This is a genomic window from Yersinia sp. LJYL362 (genome assembly GCF_048323875.1).
In genome coordinates, this window is sequence record NZ_JBLWEX010000289.1 from 18,515 (window position 1) to 37,222 (window position 18,708).

An 18,708-nucleotide genomic window follows, 5' to 3' on the forward strand; every position below is an offset into this window, starting at 1 on the left:
CGCAGCATGATAAACGGAGAGGTGATCCTAACTGTAAAGACTGAATGACACGCTATGTAAAAATGAAAAAGGATTAACTGCATAAGGTACGCTCATATTTATTCAGGAATCACCTCACAACAACACCTTAATAAATTTCCTATTTCGCCACTTACACAACATTTTTCCATCGCAAACCTCCAGAAAACAGCGAGTCGCCCTATTGATTTTTTTTCATGGTAAAAGCTGCTCTCACACCACAATCATCATGCTAACGTAAGGGATAAATACATTCCTATAATGAATGCTGACCATAGAATAATGGGCACGCTGATAAGAAGGTGGCAACGCGACATGTCTGCAAATAAACCTACGACAGAAAAACTGGAAACAACCTTAGTTAGCGCGGGCAGGAGTAAGAGATTTACCCAAGGCTCGGTCAATACCGTTATTCAGCGCGCATCTTCTCTGGTATTCGACTCGGTGAAAGCGAAAAAGCATGCCACGATTAATCGCGGTAATGGTGAGTTATTCTATGGCCGCAGAGGCACGCTAACCCACTTCTCCTTGCAAGAAGCGATGACTGAACTCGAAGGTGGCGCAGGTTGTGTGCTTTATCCTTGTGGTGCCGCGGCTATCAGCAATGCCATTTTGTCCTTTGTTTCCACAGGCGATCACGTCTTGATGACCGGCTCGGCCTATGAACCGGCGCAAAGTTTTTGCGATAAAATCTTATCGCGCATGAATATCACCACCACTTATTTTGATCCTATGATGGGCTCGGAGATAGCCTCATTAATCACACCGGAAACCAAAGTGGTTTTCCTTGAATCACCCGGTTCCATCACCATGGAAGTGCAAGATATCCCCGCCATAGTGAAAGCTATCCGTGCGGTTGCTCCTGAAATGATTATCATGATGGACAACACATGGGCGGCTGGGGTGCTGTTTAAAGCCTTGGATTTTGATATTGATATCTCCATCCAATCAGGCACTAAATATATTATTGGTCATTCTGATGCCATGCTGGGGATTGCGGTTGCCAATGAGCGTTGTTGGGAGCAACTGCGGGAAGACTCATACCTGATGGGGCAAATGGTGGATGCCGATACCGCTTATCTTGCCAGCCGAGGGTTACGTACCTTAGGTGTGCGCTTAAAGCAGCACGAAAAAAACAGTATTGAAATCGCCAACTGGCTAGCACAGCGACCGGAAGTTGCTGCGGTTTATCACCCCGCACTGCCCGGCTGTAAAGGGCATGAATTCTACCAACGAGATTTTACCGGCTGCAATGGCCTGTTTTCTTTTGAATTAAAAGAAGAGCTAACTCAGCAACAGCTAGAGGCCTATCTCGACCACTTTACCCATTTCAGTATGGCTTTCTCATGGGGTGGATTTGAGTCCTTGATTCTGGGTTATCAGCCCAAGGATATCCGGGCAATCCGCAAATATGAGGGAGAGGGAATCAAAGGCACACTGTTCCGCCTGCACATTGGACTGGAAAATGTACAAGATTTGCAGGACGATTTAACCGCTGGGTTTGAGCGCATCAAAGCTACGCAGTAAAATTTCTGAGTGATAGGGATTAATGCGCGGTGACAATACCTGCGCATTAATCCTCTCTTACACAAATAGTATCAACAGCACGTATATATACCCTCAAAAATTTGGTTATTGAGGATAAGATCAATGTGGACCAGCGCCATTACGGATACACTAGGTAAAACCTCACAACAATATCCTCACACGATAGGCAAACAGGAACAGAAATGGATGTATTACGCGAAATCCTTCATGCCTTATGGCAGCAGGATTTTAGTAAACTTGCCGACCCGAATGTGATTTGGGTTATTTACGGCATACTCTTTACCACCCTCTTTTTAGAAAATGGTTTGCTACCGGCTTCTTTCCTCCCCGGTGATAGCTTGTTGCTATTGGCGGGTGCATTAATTGCCAAAGGTGTCATGGGGTTCTTACCCACCATGATAATTCTGACCGCCGCGGCCAGCCTGGGTTGTTGGCTGAGTTACTTGCAAGGGTTGTGGTTGGGAGATACCAAAGTGGTAAAACGGTGGCTGTTGCAGCTGCCGGTTCATTATCGTCAACGCGCCCATAATCTGTTTGTGCGCCACGGTTTGGCAGCGCTGATTATTGGCCGATTCCTGGCTTTTGTGCGGACTTTATTGCCGACTCTGGCAGGCATTTCCGGCTTAAACAGCACACGTTTTCAGTTCTTTAACTGGCTCAGTGGGCTGCTATGGGTGGGGAGTGTCGTGGGGCTAGGCTTTGCACTTAGCCATATTCCGCTGGTTAAGCACTATGAAAATCAAGTCATGACAGCATTGATGATTTTGCCGATTGTCTTGTTACTGGTGGGGTTGGTTGGCACGCTGGTGTTGGTCTGGTGTAAACGTAAAAGTGTGACTGAGTAATCTTTTCCGCTCGAGCAGTTAAACGGCGCTCAGTGCGCCGTTTTGTGTAGGTATCACCTCAGTTAGTACGCAGCTTGGCCACTTCCTCACTCGGCGTGAGGCCAAAATAGCGTTTAAACTCACGACTAAACTGTGAAGCGCTCTCATATCCCACCTTATTTGCAGCGGTGCTAGCCTTCAGTCCATCGTGCAATATCATCATTCGCGCGCGGTGCAAACGGTAAGATTTCAAGTACTGCAATGGAGAGGTATTAGTCACTGCTTTGAAATTATGATGAAACGCCGAGACGCTCATATTCACATCTGCGGCTAATTGTTCGACATTCAAGTTATCTGCGAACTGATTTTCGATCCGCCGCAATGTCTTGGTGATTTGATTGAAATGACCATGGCGATTAACTAATGCCTGCAATGCCCCGCCACACTGACCACATAACACGTAGTAGATAATTTCTCGCACGATTTGTGGGCCAAGCACTCTGGCATCACGGGGATTAGACATCACATCCAGTAGCCGCTCGGTGGCGCATAGCATCTCTTCAGTCAGTGCCGATGAATTCACGCCAGAGGTATTGCCGAAAGGCTTGTCTAACTCGTCATCACCGATATCTATAATCAAGTCTTGTAACATCTGGCTGTCTATATGAATGGAAATACCGGCCAACGGCACTTCCGGGCTGGCGAAGGTTTCACATTCAAACGGCAACGGTACTGTCAGAATCAGGTAATTCTTCGGATCGTACTGAAACACCTTGCTACCCAGATAGCCCACTTTATGACCCTGAAAAATAATAACCACACTCGGGGTATACATCACTGGCGTGCGCGGTTGATGCACGGTGGAGTACAGAATTTTTACTTTTGGCACCGCGCTGGGGGTTAAACCATTGCCTTGAGCCAAACCTGCAATCATCCCGGCCATCTGTGCCTGGATATCAGTAACCTCAACCATTGCGACCTCGCCTGTTTCTGCTATCTGAAACGATCTGACATAAATTGTGCAATATTTTGCGTGTTTTCTACAGTCTTTTGTAGAAATAGGCAAGAGCAAGGCAGGAATGTGCATTGAGGTATGGCATCAAGTTACCGACAATGGCTATCACTGATACGGCGGCGAATAACTCTTGCGCCATAAGCTAATCTTTTAGTTCTTATTGTTCATTACCCAACTTGTTTATTACCCAACGCTGGAAGACAAATCATGCAAAATTTCACCCTTCATACCCCAACTAAAGTGCTGTTCGGTACTGGCCAAATCGCGCAACTGACTAAAGAAATTCCTGCTGATGCACGTATTTTGATTACCTATGGCGGCGGCAGCATTAAACAAAATGGTGTACTTGACCAGGTTCACCAAGCGCTGAAAGGCTTTGATTTCCTCGAGTTTGGTGGCATTGAGCCGAATCCTACCTATGAAACCCTGATGAAAGCGGTTGAGGTTTGCCGGAAAGAGAAAATTACTTTCCTGCTGGCAGTTGGCGGTGGCTCTGTATTGGATGGCACTAAATTTATCGCCGCAGCCGTCAATTATCTACAAGACCCGTGGCATATTCTGGAAACTACTGGCAGCGATATCAAAGAAGCTCTGCCGATGGGTTCAGTATTGACCTTACCCGCCACAGGCTCCGAAGCTAACAACGGCGCAGTTATCAGCCGCCGTAGCACCGGTGATAAACAGCATTTCTTCTCCGCTCATGTCCAGCCGCTATTTGCCGTGCTGGACCCAGAGGTAACTTATACGTTGCCACCGCGTCAGGTCGCCAATGGCGTGGTCGATGCTTTTGTTCACACTATCGAGCAATATCTGACTTATCCGGTCGATGCCAAGGTACAAGATCGCTTTGCTGAAGGCTTGCTGCTAACACTGATTGAAGACGGCCCTAAAGCTTTAAGCGACCCTAAAAATTACAATGTACGTGCCAACATTATGTGGAGCGCGACCATGGCATTAAATGGCCTGATTGGCGCGGGTGTCCCGCAGGACTGGGCGACACACATGCTGGGCCATGAACTGACCGCACGTCACGGGCTGGATCATGCACAAACTTTAGCGGTGGTATTACCGGCTTTGTTGGTGGCGAAGAAACAACAAAAACGCGCCAAACTACTGCAATACGCAGAACGTGTTTGGGGGCTACATGGCGGTAGTGAAGAACAACGTATTAATGCTGCCATTCAAGCGACCCGTGATTTCTTTGAAAGCATGGGTGTCGCCACTCGTTTGTCCGCTTACAAACTGGATGGCAGTACCATTCCTGAGCTCATTAAAAAGCTAGAAGAGCATGGTATGACTGCGCTTGGTGAGCACGGTGATATCACTTTAGCCGATAGCAAACGTATCTACGAAGCTGCGGTCTAACAGTCATAGCTTGGCGGAATGTTAAGAGGTTAATAATATGGTTCTTTACAGTCCGCCTTTGAGCTATTTCCAGGCAAACTAATAAGTCGAGTCATCACGACTAAACTTAGGTAATCGGCAACAGGCTGATACAGCCCAATCACTACCCCAAGACATCACAGTGGTAGGCCTCCCTGCAACTGTGAATACGAAGGGTACGTATGCTAAGGAGATAAATATGGCGACGCAACCCATTATCAAATTGCACGATGGAAATCTGATGCCACAACTCGGCCTTGGCGTTTGGCAAGCAAGTATTGAAGAAACACAACTTGCTGTCAGCAAGGCGCTGGAGGTCGGCTATCGATCAATCGATACTGCGGCTATTTATAAAAATGAAGAGGGTGTTGGTCAGGCGCTGCGATCAGCACATGTCGCCCGTGATAAGCTATTTATCACCACTAAGCTGTGGAATAGCGACCAGGATAATCCGCAACAAGCTCTGGAAGAGAGCCTGAAAAAACTTCAGCTCGATTATGTGGATCTCTATCTGATCCACTGGCCAGATCCAACACAAGATCGCTATGTCAGTGCCTGGCGCGAGCTGATCGCATTGAAAGAGCAAGGGTTGATCCGCAGTATCGGTGTTTGTAACTTTAATATCCCCCATCTACAGCGCTTAATTGATGAAACTGGCGTTGCGCCTGCCGTCAATCAGATTGAGCTTCACCCCTTACTACAGCAACGGCAAATTCATGCCTGGAATGCCACGCATCATATTGCGACAGAATCCTGGAGCCCGTTGGCCCAAGGCGGCGATGGTGTTTTTGATCAGACAGTTATCCGTCAATTAGCGCAGAAATACAGCAAAACGCCAGCACAGATAGTGATCCGTTGGCATCTGGACAGTGGGTTGATTGTGATTCCGAAATCGGTGACTCCTGCGCGTATCAGAGAAAACTTTGAAGTGTTTGATTTTAAATTGCACAAAGATGAACTGACGGCAATTTCGAAGTTGGATAGCGGCAAACGGCTGGGGCCAGACCCGGATGTCTTCGGATCTGACCGCTAGTTTACATGCTTAGTGATGCCTGGCTTTCCCTCTACCTGCACCACCAGCAGGTTTATTCACCGGCGCTCTGTTTGCGCCGGTTTTGTTGCCTGTCGTCTTCGGCGCTGAACTGCCCGTCGTTGTCTGCGCCGCTTTGCCCGAAGGCGCTTTACTCGCAGGAATCTTACCTGCTGGAGCCACATTTTTTCGGTTACCCGGCTGACGCTGACGCGTGATCGAGGTGTGCTTGGTCAGCGCTGGCGTATGCTGACGATACGCCCGACGTGCCTCACGTTGTTCTTCCAGCGTAGGTGCAGGAACCAAACATTCACGGCGGCTACCAATCAAATGTTGTAACCCCATATCTTCTAATGCTGTGCGGATCATCGGCCAATTGACAGGATCATGATAACGCAGCAATGCCTTATGCAACCGACGCTGACGATCGCCTTTCGGCACCACTACATCCTCACTCTTGTAGTCCACTTTACTCAGCGGATTCTTGCCGGTGTAATACATGGTGGTGGAGTTAGCCAACGGTGATGGATAGAAGTTCTGCACTTGATCCAAACGGAAGCGGTTTTTCTTCAACCAAAGCGCCAAATTGACCATATCTTTATCTTCGGTTCCCGGATGAGCCGAGATGAAATACGGAATCAAATATTGCTCTTTACCCGCCTGCTTAGAATAGGTATCAAACAGCTCTTTAAAGCGCTGATAGCTGCCCATTCCCGGTTTCATCATTTTTGAAAGAGGCCCTTCTTCAGTGTGCTCTGGGGCTATTTTCAAGTAACCGCCCACATGGTGGCTGGCTAATTCTTTGATATAACGAGGATCTTCTACTGCCAAGTCATAACGGACACCGGAGGCAATCAGGATTTTTTTAATCCCTTTCAAATCGCGCGCTCGCCGATACAGAGAAATGGTCGGCTCATGGTTAGTGTCCATGTGCTGGCATATTTCAGGATAAACGCAGGATGCGCGGCGGCATGTTTGCTCGGCTCGCGGCGACTGGCAACGCAGCATATACATGTTGGCTGTCGGGCCACCCAAATCAGAGATAATGCCGGTAAAACCAGGAACTTTATCGCGAATTTCTTCTATTTCACGAATAATGGAATCTTCAGAGCGGCTCTGGATAATGCGCCCTTCATGTTCGGTAATTGAACAGAACGAGCAACCGCCATAGCAGCCACGCATGATATTAATCGAGAAACGAATCATATCGTAAGCCGGGATCGGCGATTTCCCATAAGAGGGATGCGGCACACGTTGATAAGGCAGGGCAAAAACGCTATCCATTTCTTCGGTGCTAAGCGGGATTGCCGGCGGATTAATCCAGATATAGCGGTCGCCATGTTTTTGCATCAAAGCCCGGGCACAACCGGGGTTGGTTTCATGATGTAAAATCCGCGAGGTGTGGGCATACAGCACTTTGTCTGCTTTCACTTTTTCATAAGAGGGCAGCAAGACATAGGTCTTTTCCCAGGGCTTAGGTTTGGCAGCCCGCACAGTAATAGGCTTGGCTTCTGGCTCGGGAATGCTGTCTGTTGCACAGGGTAAATCATCGCCATAAGGGTTAGGAATCGCTTCGATACGGCCCGGTTTATCCAGCCGGGTAGAATCCACACCACTCCAGCCCGGCAATGCCGTTTTGCGCATCACAACGGTGTTACGGACATCCTGAATATCAGCAATTTTCTCACCTGCCGCCAAGCGGTGTGCGACTTCAACCAGGGGCCGTTCACCATTGCCGTACACCAGCATATCGGCTTTGGCATCGACAATAACCGAGCGGCGCACAGTATCCGACCAATAATCATAATGAGCGATGCGGCGCAAGCTGGCTTCAATACCACCAAGCAAAACCGGCACATGGCTATAGGCTTCTTTACAGCGCTGGCTATACACCAATGTGGCGCGGTCTGGCCGCTTACCACTTTGATTATCCGGCGTATAAGCATCGTCATGGCGTAACTTGCGATCAGCGGTATAGCGGTTGATCATCGAATCCATATTGCCCGCCGTGACCCCGAAGAACAGATTCGGCTCCCCCAATCGCATGAAATCGTTTTTATTGGTCCAATCAGGCTGAGCAATGATTCCCACACGGAAACCCTGAGCTTCCAGCATGCGGCCAATGATAGCCATACCAAAACTGGGGTGGTCAACGTAAGCATCGCCGGTGATAACAATAATGTCGCAGCTATCCCAGCCTAATATGTCCATTTCTGCGCGAGACATCGGTAAAAATGGCGCAGTGCCATAGCATTCAGCCCAATATGGCTGATAGGAAAACAGGTCACGCTCTGGCTGGATCAGGCTGGTACTCATGGCAACACTCTTTGAATTGGGGAAAGTTGAGGTGGTTCGGGTTAAGAAATCATCACCGGGCGGCGATTATACGCATTTATCCATGAAAAGAGGAAGGATATATCTTTTGATAACGTGATTAACGCTATCAGTTAAAACAGGATCACCGGACGATTATTCATCGAAACAATGATCCCATTCTTCTTAACCGAGCGTCGGTGCCGCTTGTGTCACCAACTGACCTGCGGAGCCACGATCGGCCATCTCAAGGCTCTGGCTGTAGAATAGGAATGGAAAATGCTCGGAAGAAACCTGATTGAAGTACACCAGTAACTCCACACTCCCATCAACCCAGACGGTATCTTTCCAGCCACGATCCTCGGCCATCGCCGGTGCACCATTCACATTTTTCACCAGGAACGAGACACCCTGTATATGGAATGCTTGCGGCATATCTGCGTGTATGGTCCAGCGCTCCCAAGTCCCTTGCTGTGCTTGAGCATCGACCCGGCTCATATCCCAGATAACGCCATTGATTCCCGGCAGATCATCCCCCAGGCGGAACTCTCGGGTACGCACTACACTGCCATCCAGAATCTGATCAGAGAGCAAACGCATTGGCAGGTTATCAGTGACCAACGGCAGCAAGCCGGTCGGTTTTAATGTCAGTACCAAAGTGGAAATTAAAATACTCGATGGCTCAAATAGCCCACGCAGCCTGTCCATAATCCCGGCAGACTCCCCCGCCGTGATGGACACTTCACTACCCTGCGACATATCGATAACCACTTCACGCCGCTCACCGGGAGCCAGTGAGAGCTGTTGTACCGCAACTGGCGCAGGCAGGAAACCTTGATCACTGGCTACCACATGCAGTGGGCGGCCGTCACTCAACTGCAAGGTATAGCGGCGGGCATTGGACGCATTGAGTAAACGTAAGCGCACCCAACCACGGGAAACTTCAACAAACGGGCTTTGCACCCCGTTAACCAGCAATGTATCGCCGATAAAGCCGCCTTTGGCTGGCGGGTCGTATTCCGGCACACCAAAGTTATCAAGCCGCTTGTCCTGAATAATAATCGGAAAATCATCAACGCCGTAATGGCTTGGCAATGGCAGCGCTTTGCTGACTTCATCTTCCACCAGCCACATCCCCGCCAGCCCATTATAAACATGGGGTGCCATGCGGTTAGGCGTATTGGCATGATACCAACAAGTTGCAGCGGGTTGGCGTACCGGCAAAACCGGTGACCAGTCGACGCCAGGGGAAATCATGCGCGCCGCCCCCCCCATTAACGTGCCCGGCACCTGTAACCCACTGATCGTCATGGATACCGGCTCAGTCAGACGGTTGCTGTAAATGAGCTTAACATCATCACCGCTGTACACCCGAACGGTCGGCCCCAGATACATCCCGTTGATACCCCATACCGCAGCTTTCTGCCTGCCACTAAATGCCCAATGCGCCCGCTGTAAAGTCAAAAATAGCGGTTGGCCACGACGGGATTCCAGTAAAGGTGGAACAGGTAACGAGGGTTGCTGGGTACTATTAGCCTGTGCCCTCAATGGCAACGAACCCGCGCCAAGCGCTAAGCCCGTAGCCTGAATGAACTGGCGACGACTGAGTGACATATCTTCTCCGTGAAAACCACAATCAAACCTACTGCAAAATTTTGCCTGACTGCGAATAACGCTGAAGGACGGCAAAACGCTCACGACCAGAGTCGTTTAAATAAAAATGGATTCAGGCAAAATAATCAATGCAGAATCAACCTACGGCAAATAACGAATAGATTATTTTTCAGTTGCTGCCTGTTGGGCTATTTCTGCATCAAGTTGCTCAATTTTAGCCAGCATTAAATTGCGGCAATGCTCTGACAACTCGCGCACACGTTCTTTACCATAACCAGTGGTATCAACGGGTGGCATTATTTCTACAATAACTTTGCCATTTGACCAACGGTTTAAGTTGATATTATTGGTGCTGGATACGCAAATTGGCACAATGGGCACCCCAGCGGCGATAGCGGCATGGAAGGCTCCGGTCTTAAACGGCAGCAAACCGCGGCCACGGCTACGCGTCCCTTCAGGGAACATCCAGATAGAAACGTTCTTTTTTTTCACTTGCTCAACGACTTGAGCAATAGTGCCATGCGCTTTGGCGCGATTATCGCGGTCAATTAGCAGGTTGCCAGTCAGCCAATACAATGGGCCAAATAAAGGTATCCACAACAAGCTCTTTTTGCCCACGGTGACAGTACCGGATTGAACCACATTAGACATCGTGACCATATCGTAGTTATTTTGATGATTAGCGATGTAAATGCAGGTACCGTAGTTCGCTGCTTCCGCCGGAATCCGCTGTTCAACGGTAATCCCAAATAACACTGACATCCGGCCAAATAGATGGGCGAACGTGGCGAGGTTACGCGGATTTCGTGGGCGAAATAGGCAATAAATCGAACCAAATACACACACCAGAACACAATATAAAACTGCCAGTACCGTGCGCAAAATTAATAGCATAACAACCTCTTAAACACTTATTTTTATGAAACACTCACTTCTATTAAACACCGGCTCTTAGATTTGTAATCGGCGCTAGTATAGCGGCTTCCTGATAAAACACCGCGCAGATTCCTTACCTAATGATGTTACGCGAAAGCGCGCGAATGATGCGCGCTCCCTGTTACATTAACTGGCTACCTCATGACTCTTCATTATCTGTTGGTGTCGCCCGCTCAGGCGCATCAACATCAACACGGTCAATACGCTGTAGCCCACGAGGCAGTGGTGAACCTTTGCGGCCACGTTCGGCACGGAATTTCTGCAAATCTTCCGGCCGTAAGGTTAGCTTACGTTTACCGAAGTGAAGTGTAATTGACGTTTGCGGAGGTAAGACAAATAGCCATACCAAGCGATCTTTACCCGCCGCCGCATCTGCCGCCGGGATAGAGACGATTTTATTACCTTTACCTTTTGATAATTCAGGTAAATCCGCCACCGGGAACATCAACATACGGCCAGCCGCAGTTATGGATAACAACATGTCATCCGGCCCATAAATCTCTAATGGTGGCAGCGCTTTGGCATTTTCCGGCAAGGTAATCATGGTCTTGCCTGCACGGTTTTTAGCGACCAAATCATTGAAAGTACAGACAAAGCCATAACCGGCATCTGAAGCCATCAATAATTTCTGGTCATCTGCGGCCATGAGCACGTGTTCAATATTGGCTCCCGGCGGCAGAGTCAACTTGCCAGTCAACGGCTCCCCTTGCCCACGCGCAGATGGCAGGGTCAGCGGATCTAATGCGTAGCTGCGACCGGTGGAGTCCATAAACACCACCGGCTGGTTGCTCTTACCGCGAGCCGCTGCACGGAAACTGTCCCCAGCTTTATAACTTAACCCACTCGGGTCAATATCATGACCTTTGGCACTGCGCACCCACCCCATTTCTGACAGCACGATGGTCACCGGCTCAGACGGCACAATGTCATGCTCACTCATGGCTTTGGCTTCTTCACGTTCCGTCAGCGGCGAACGGCGATCATCGCCATAGGCGGCTGCATCAGCCTGAATTTCTTTCTTAATCAGGGTATTAAGTTTACGTTCTGACGCCAACAAAGCTTGTAACTGGTCACGTTCTTTGGCGAGTTCATCTTGCTCACCGCGGATCTTCATCTCTTCCAATTTAGCTAAATGGCGGAGTTTCAGTTCGAGGATCGCTTCAGCCTGAGTTTCAGAAATCGCGAAACGCTGCATCAGCAGCGGTTTTGGCTCATCTTCAGTACGGATGATATGAATAACTTCGTCAATATTCAGGAAGGCAATCAATAAGCCTTCTAAAATATGCAGCCGCTTCAGTACTTTTTCCAGGCGATAATTCAACCGGTTACGTACGGTTTGGCGACGGAATACCAACCACTCGGTCAGGATCTCCACCAGCCCTTTCACCGTTGGGCGATGATCCAGACCGATCATATTCATGTTGATACGATAACTTCTTTCCAGATCCGTGGTGGCGAACAGATGGTTCATCACTTGATCCAGATCGACGCGATTGGTTCGTGGAACTATTACCAGACGAGTAGGGTTTTCATGGTCAGATTCATCACGTAAATCTTCAACCATTGGCAATTTCTTGGCGCGCATCTGGCTGGCAATCTGTTCCAACACCTTAGCGCCAGAAACCTGGTGCGGTAGTGCAGTGATGACCGCACTGCCGTCTTCTTTTTTCCACAAGGCGCGCATCCGCACCGAGCCACGACCACTCTGGTAAATCTTACGAATCTCATTACGTGGTGTGATAATTTCCGCTTCAGTCGGAAAATCAGGCCCTTGCACAAACTCCAGCAACTCTTCCAGTGAAGACGTTGGCTTATCAATCAGCGCCAGCACCGCCTGTGCAATTTCGCGCACATTATGGGGGGGAATATCTGTTGCCATACCCACAGCAATACCGGTGGTACCATTAAGCAAAATATTAGGCAGGCGCGCAGGCAGCATTTTCGGCTCCTGCATAGTGCCGTCGAAGTTCGGCACCCAATCGACAGTTCCCTGCCCCAACTCACCCAACAACACTTCTGCATATTTGGATAAGCGAGATTCGGTGTAACGCATTGCCGCAAAGGATTTAGGGTCATCCGGTGCCCCCCAGTTCCCTTGCCCATCAACCAATGGATAACGGTAAGAGAATGGCTGTGCCATCAGCACCATTGCTTCATAACACGCGCTATCACCATGTGGGTGATATTTACCCAGCACGTCACCCACGGTACGGGCTGATTTTTTGAATTTAGCGCTATTGTTCAGCCCCAGTTCGGACATTGCGTAGATAATGCGCCGTTGCACCGGCTTCAAACCATCGCCGATAAACGGCAACGCCCGATCCATGATGACGTACATGGAATAGTTCAGATAGGCGTTTTCAGTAAAGGTGTGCAGCGGTAAGCGTTCTGCACCGTCATGAGTCAAATCACTCATTACTCAATTATCCTCAGACTCTGGAGGCGATCACTGTCAGTCAGCAGATCGGCACCGCAAGTTCATTGTCAATTTCTGCCCGCGATAGTACCTCATCTGCGGGGTTACTGTCACAACCCACAGAATCAATGTCGTGACGGCTGATGCGCAATTTTGCAGCTAAAACGCTGCAATCCAGGTGCTTTATTGCTTATTAAGCAACAGTGTTATGCATTGTTGTCTATTTTTCTCTGGTAAAGAAACCATTAGCATACTCAGTATTCCGGGTTAGGCAGTTTCAAGCCCCTATTATTTAAATGAGTTATAGCTTTAAAAAGGTATATCAATGAGTAACGTACTAATTATTAACGCAATGAAAGAATTTGCGCACTCCAAAGGGGCGCTCAATCTGACTCTCACTAATGTCGCTGCCGAGTTTCTCCAGGAAAATGGCCATCAGGTTAAAATCACCACAGTTGACCAAGGCTATGATATTGAAAGTGAAATTGAAAACTATCTGTGGGCCGATACAGTCATTTATCAAATGCCGGGTTGGTGGATGGGCGAGCCTTGGATATTGAAAAAATACATTGATGAAGTCTTTACCTATGGTCATGGCAAACTGTACCAAAGTGATGGACGTACTCGCTCCGATGCCACTAAGGGCTATGGTTCTGGTGGCTTAATTCAGGGTAAAACCTATATGCTTTCAGTGACATGGAATGCACCACTTGAAGCGTTTACTGATCCGAATCAGTTCTTCGAAGGGGTCGGTGTTGATGGTGTTTACTTGCATTTCCATAAAGCAAACCAGTTCCTTGGCATGAAGCCATTACCAACATTTATGTGTAACGATGTGATTAAACAACCCGATATTGAAGGTGACATTAGCCGTTATCGTCAGCATTTGGCCGAAAACTTTAAGCGTCAGGCTATTTGATATCACAGCATCACACCTAAGTTGGAGTCGCTATGATTACCGTTTTTGCAGAAATAAAGGTCAAACCGGGCCGTCGCCAGGCGGTGTTGAACGCCATTGAAAAACTGATACCTGCCGTGCTGGCAGAGGAAGGTTGTGGCGGCTACGTGCCGATGATTGACGTACCCACCCAGCGTGACTGGCAAAAGAATTCGCCGGACTCAATTTTCATGCTGGAGAAGTGGCAAAGTGTTCACCATCTGGAATTACATTTACAGATGGAACACATGCATCAACATCGTGAAGTGATTAAAGACGATGTACTGGATGTGAATATTCACATCCTTGATAACGCTTAATCAACCGATCCCCAAAGTAATTGAAGTTGCAGGTAGGCGGCAAGCAAACGCATCCCGATGAGCATACTCAAGTAAGTGATTCGGGTAAGTGAGAGTGGCCAACACCCCTGCGCTTTAAGAACGAAGGGGATCTTTTAACCAATGACTGCCCTGCAACTTGATCTGCTCACTCACATAATCCAGAAAACAGGTAATCCGCGCTGCAAGCTGTGTATTGCGATAATAAACCGCGTTAATCGGCTGCCAGGTTTCCAGAATTTGATCTGCCATGACCTCAACTAAACGCCCCGTCAGCTGATCTTCTCGGGTCATAAAATCAGAGAGTTCGACGATCCCTTCGCCCTGTAAAGCCAACAAGCGCAGTGTTTCACCACTGGAAGCGGCCAAATTAGGGGTGATTGATGTGCGCCCACCGGGCAAATGAGGTAGCGACCACTGATTAAGGAATTCAGGCTGAGTGAAGCCGAGCAGACTGTGATTTGCCAGGTCATCAATGGTGTGAGGGGTGCCGTGGCGTTGCAGATAATCAGGGCTGGCGAGGATACGCACCCGACTCGCTCCCAGCAGACGTGCATGGATGGTCGAATCGCGCAACGCACCAATACGAATCGCAATATCAGTGCGTTGTTCTAGTAAATCGATATTCAGGTCATCGGTATTCAGTTCAAGAATGATTTGTGGATATAACGCGCGAAAACCGCTGATCATCGGCACAATCACATGCTGCATAAAAGGAGCTGCCGCATTCACCCGCAACCGCCCGGCAGGTTTTAGCCGCCGTAGCGCAATCTGCTCTTCAGCATCATCAACCGCACCGAGGATTTGCCGTGCATGAGTGAGAAACAACTCCCCCTCTTCCGTCAATTCCAAGCGCCGAGTGGTGCGGCGCAGCAAGGTGGTCGCCAGCTTCTGTTCCAGCCGACTTAATGCCCGGCTGATGCCCGATGTAGTTTGGCTGCGCTGTTCCGCAGCCGCCGTAATAGAGCCGCAGTCGACGACCGAGGTAAACGCCTGCAACTCTTCTAAGGTGACCTTCATCGATCAGACCTCAATCTCGGCGGTATCCCCTTTCTCTTGTAGCCAATTGCGGCGATCTTCTGAGCGTTTCTTCGCCAATAGCATATCCATCATCGCCATTGTTTTATCAATATCGTCATCACCAATGGTCAATTGCACCAAGCGACGAGTATTGGGATCAAGCGTTGTTTCGCGTAACTGCAACGGGTTCATTTCACCCAACCCTTTAAAGCGCTGCACATTCGGCTTGCCGCGTTTGCGTTTTAATTGCTCCAACACACCGGCTTTCTCTTCCTCATCCAGCGCATAAAATACTTCTTTGCCCAAATCGATGCGGTATAACGGCGGCATGGCCACATACACATGCCCATTGCGAACCAGGGCACGGAAATGGCGTACAAACAGTGCGCACAGCAAGGTGGCGATATGCAAACCATCGGAATCCGCATCCGCGAGGATACAAATTTTGCCATAGCGCAGTTGGCTCAAATCTTCGCTGTCGGGATCAATACCGATCGCAACTGAGATATCATGGACTTCCTGCGAGGCCAGAACTTCATCGGAAGACACTTCCCAGGTATTCAGGATCTTCCCTTTCAGCGGCATGATCGCCTGATATTCGCGGTCACGTGCTTGCTTGGCAGAACCACCCGCGGAATCCCCTTCCACCAGAAACAGTTCGGTCATGCTTAAATCTTGCGAAGTACAGTCGGCCAGTTTGCCGGGCAGTGCCGGGCCGCTGGTCAGTTTCTTACGCACCACTTTCTTGGCCGCACGCATGCGGCGCTGGGCACTGGAAATAGCCAACTCAGCTAACTGTTCAGCCGCTTGTACGTTCTGATTCAGCCATAAGCTGAATGCATCTTTTACTACGCCGGACACAAAGGCCGCGCACTGACGTGAGGAAAGTCGCTCTTTCGTCTGGCCGGCAAACTGTGGATCTTGCATTTTAACTGACAACACATAGGCGCAGCGTTCCCAGATATCATCTGCCGATAGTTTGACGCCACGTGGCAGAATATTGCGGTATTCACAAAATTCGCGCATCGCATCAAGCAAACCCTGACGTAAGCCATTAACGTGAGTACCGCCCTGCATGGTTGGGATCAAGTTGACGTAACTTTCAGTCAGCAACTCGCCGCCTTCCGGTAACCATAACAGCGCCCAATCAATCGCTTCGGTATCCCCGGCAAAAGAGCCGACAAACGGCACTTCTGGCAAGGTAATCAAGCCGTTAACCGCTTCCATTAGATAATCGGTTAAACCATCAGCATAACACCAGCGCTGCTCGGTATTATTAACCTGATCTTTAAAGACGATTTCTACGCCAGGACACAGTACCGCTTTCGCTTTAAGCAAATGAGATAAGCGAGATACAGAGAAACGCGGGCTATCGAAGAAAGAAACATCTGGCCAGAAATGTACGCTGGTACCGGTATTGCGCTTGCCGCATGTACCGATAACCTGTAGTTCCTGCACTTTGTCGCCATTTTCAAAGGCAATGCTGTAGATTTGGCTATCGCGACGTACCGTCACTTCTACACGCTTGGATAAGGCATTCACAACTGAAATACCTACACCATGCAAACCACCAGAGAACTGATAGTTTTTATTCGAGAATTTTCCGCCTGCATGTAGACGACACAAAATCAGTTCAACCGCAGGAACACCTTCTTCAGGATGGATATCAACCGGCATCCCACGGCCATCATCAATCACTTCCAGTGATTGATCGGCGTGCAGGATGACATCAATGCGGCGGGCATGGCCTGCCAGCGCCTCATCGACGCTGTTATCAATCACCTCTTGACCAAGGTGGTTTGGTCGCGTGGTGTCCGTATACATTCCCGGACGACGACGCACTGGTTCTAAACCGCTGAGTACTTCAATGGCATCAGCGTTATAGCTGGATTCAGTCATGGTTTGATTAATATTCGGCTAATGGTTGGAAGGCTAGCGGTGATATGCCCGACAGGCCATAACGGCCTGCGGTACTCTACCCGCTGTATTGGGTGATGCTTAAACCGCCAGATATCAAGCGGTCGCTAGCCCTAAAAAAGTCACAATCGGGGAGAAATAATGATCAAAACCGACAAAGGCATGATTCCCACCTGATTCTACTGTTTGCCGACAAGAGGTGTAATAGGCAACCGCTTGACGGTAATCGAGGACTTCATCCCCGGTTTGCTGCAATAACCAGAGTAAATCCGGTGATTCCAACTTTTCAATCTGCATGGCTTTCAGCTCGTAAATATGCCGAGACTCTAACACATATTTTTGCCCGGTGTAGGGGTTCTGATTTTCGCCCAGGTAATCACCGAGCAGCTCAAATGGCCGGACTGCCGGGTTAACCACTACTGCGGGAATACTGAAGCGCTGGGAAAGCCAGGTCGCAAAATAGCCACCAAGAGAAGAGCCTACAATACCCATGGATTGCCCAGCTTTATCCATTACGATGCTTTCCAGCATTTCTGCTGCCTCCGCCGGATAAGGCGGTAATTGCGGTATCAGCATCTCAATATGAGGGTGGTGTTGCTGCAACCAACTTTTGAATGTCGTTGCTTTGACCGAGCCGGGCGAGCCATTAAAGCCGTGAATATATAGAAGAGTACTCATCAATAACCATCCGAGTCCATGTCCGGGCAGAACTCATCACTGGCTAATCGACGAACTTCAGTTTCAAGTCTTCCATCAGGCAGTAAGTCGAGGTAGCGCCATCCCGGTGCCACGGTATCAAGTGTAAAATTAGTACAGTGCGGTTTGAACTGCACGCAAGTAGAAGGGCTAGCCAACAAGCGCTTACCATACCAATCGAGATCCAAATCCTGATGGATATGGCCACACAATAAGGTGGTCACACGCGGATAGCGGGTCAATACTGCCGCTAGCATATGCGCATTACGCAAGCTGTGCTGATCAAGCCAGGTGCAGCCTGAAGGCATGGGATGATGGTGCAATAATATCAGTGTATAGCGTTCTGGATGTGCCATCAGGCAGCGCTCCATCCACTCCAACTGATACTCACTCAATTCACCATAAGGAACACCAAATACCTGACTGTCCAATAATAGAATTTGCCAGTTATCCCCCACCAGAACATGCTTTGAAGGGGCGATACCCGCACTGGCTAAGGCGTCCACCATAGCCGGTTGGAAATCATGATTACCAGGAAGCCAGACACAGGGCGCTGGCAAACGGGAGATACCCTTGGCAAAATTTTGATAAGCGGCAACGGAATGATCCTGAGCCAAATCACCTGTTGCAACAATAAGATCAAAGGGGTGCTGCTCAGCAATAATCGCATCCAGCACAGCGCGATAACTGCGAGAAGTATTTA

General features: G+C 49.1%; 15 protein-coding genes. 6 read left to right on the plus strand and 9 right to left on the minus strand.

All coding sequences use genetic code 11. The features are described from left to right. The first annotated feature begins 333 nt into the window (after positions 1–333). Both metC and ACNSO8_RS19910 read left to right on the plus strand, forming a co-directional pair. Positions 334–1,545 (plus strand): cystathionine beta-lyase, encoded by a 1,212-nt coding sequence (gene metC, locus ACNSO8_RS19905; RefSeq protein ID WP_221872011.1) that lies wholly within the window; start codon positions 334–336, stop codon positions 1,543–1,545. A 203-nt stretch (positions 1,546–1,748) separates the two neighbouring features. Beyond that, positions 1,749–2,411: a DedA family protein gene (locus ACNSO8_RS19910; protein WP_005160739.1), complete on the plus strand. Its 663-nt coding sequence runs from the start codon at positions 1,749–1,751 to the stop codon at positions 2,409–2,411. Between the two features lie 58 nt (positions 2,412–2,469). Here the strand turns inward: ACNSO8_RS19910 and ACNSO8_RS19915 are convergent, their stop codons facing one another. Beyond that, a complete protein-coding gene (locus tag ACNSO8_RS19915; protein WP_019082333.1) occupies positions 2,470–3,363 on the minus strand; it encodes an AraC family transcriptional regulator in 894 nt (297 codons plus the stop codon). 249 nt (positions 3,364–3,612) lie between these two features. On the opposite strand from ACNSO8_RS19915, the gene yqhD reads away from it, so the two are divergent. Then, positions 3,613–4,770, plus strand: a complete 1,158-nt coding sequence (yqhD, locus tag ACNSO8_RS19920; protein ID WP_418395640.1) for an alcohol dehydrogenase — start codon at positions 3,613–3,615, stop codon at positions 4,768–4,770. A 217-nt stretch (positions 4,771–4,987) separates the two neighbouring features. Continuing rightward, positions 4,988–5,821: a 2,5-didehydrogluconate reductase DkgA gene (gene dkgA, locus ACNSO8_RS19925; protein ID WP_411919390.1), complete on the plus strand. Its 834-nt coding sequence runs from the start codon at positions 4,988–4,990 to the stop codon at positions 5,819–5,821. Between the two features lie 9 nt (positions 5,822–5,830). Here dkgA and ACNSO8_RS19930 read toward each other — a convergent pair whose 3' ends face one another. The 4 genes from ACNSO8_RS19930 to parC all read right to left on the minus strand — a co-directional run bounded on the left by ACNSO8_RS19930 (position 5,831) and on the right by parC (position 13,097). Further along, a complete protein-coding gene (locus ACNSO8_RS19930; RefSeq protein WP_418395641.1) occupies positions 5,831–8,134 on the minus strand; it encodes a YgiQ family radical SAM protein in 2,304 nt (767 codons plus the stop codon). 183 nt (positions 8,135–8,317) lie between these two features. Further along, positions 8,318–9,745, minus strand: coding sequence for a cell division protein FtsP (gene ftsP, locus ACNSO8_RS19935; RefSeq protein ID WP_019079109.1), 1,428 nt, complete (start codon positions 9,743–9,745; stop codon positions 8,318–8,320). A 162-nt stretch (positions 9,746–9,907) separates the two neighbouring features. Next, on the minus strand, positions 9,908–10,639 hold the full coding sequence (locus tag ACNSO8_RS19940) for a 1-acylglycerol-3-phosphate O-acyltransferase (protein WP_019079110.1): 732 nt from the start codon (positions 10,637–10,639) through the stop codon (positions 9,908–9,910). 181 nt (positions 10,640–10,820) lie between these two features. Continuing rightward, positions 10,821–13,097: a DNA topoisomerase IV subunit A gene (parC, locus tag ACNSO8_RS19945; protein ID WP_019079111.1), complete on the minus strand. Its 2,277-nt coding sequence runs from the start codon at positions 13,095–13,097 to the stop codon at positions 10,821–10,823. A gap of 325 nt (positions 13,098–13,422) precedes the next feature. Between parC and ACNSO8_RS19950 the strand changes: the two genes are divergently transcribed. Both ACNSO8_RS19950 and ACNSO8_RS19955 read left to right on the plus strand, forming a co-directional pair. Then, entirely contained in the window at positions 13,423–14,016 is a 594-nt protein-coding gene (locus ACNSO8_RS19950; RefSeq protein ID WP_019082330.1) for an NAD(P)H-dependent oxidoreductase, read from the plus strand. A 32-nt stretch (positions 14,017–14,048) separates the two neighbouring features. Continuing rightward, complete coding sequence (locus ACNSO8_RS19955; RefSeq protein WP_268216189.1) at positions 14,049–14,354, plus strand: putative quinol monooxygenase; 306 nt, start codon at positions 14,049–14,051, stop codon at positions 14,352–14,354. Between the two features lie 114 nt (positions 14,355–14,468). Here ACNSO8_RS19955 and ACNSO8_RS19960 read toward each other — a convergent pair whose 3' ends face one another. The 4 genes from ACNSO8_RS19960 to cpdA all read right to left on the minus strand — a co-directional run. Continuing rightward, entirely contained in the window at positions 14,469–15,392 is a 924-nt protein-coding gene (locus ACNSO8_RS19960; RefSeq protein WP_019079113.1) for a LysR family transcriptional regulator, read from the minus strand. Positions 15,393–15,395: 3 nt separating this feature from the next. Further along, entirely contained in the window at positions 15,396–17,291 is a 1,896-nt protein-coding gene (parE, locus tag ACNSO8_RS19965) for a DNA topoisomerase IV subunit B (protein ID WP_019079114.1), read from the minus strand. Between the two features lie 114 nt (positions 17,292–17,405). After that, positions 17,406–17,987: an esterase YqiA gene (gene yqiA / locus ACNSO8_RS19970; RefSeq protein WP_418395642.1), complete on the minus strand. Its 582-nt coding sequence runs from the start codon at positions 17,985–17,987 to the stop codon at positions 17,406–17,408. After that, on the minus strand, positions 17,987–18,708 hold a 722-nt coding region (gene cpdA / locus ACNSO8_RS19975; protein WP_418395643.1), incomplete at its 5' end, for a 3',5'-cyclic-AMP phosphodiesterase. The genes yqiA and cpdA, both read right to left, overlap by 1 nt.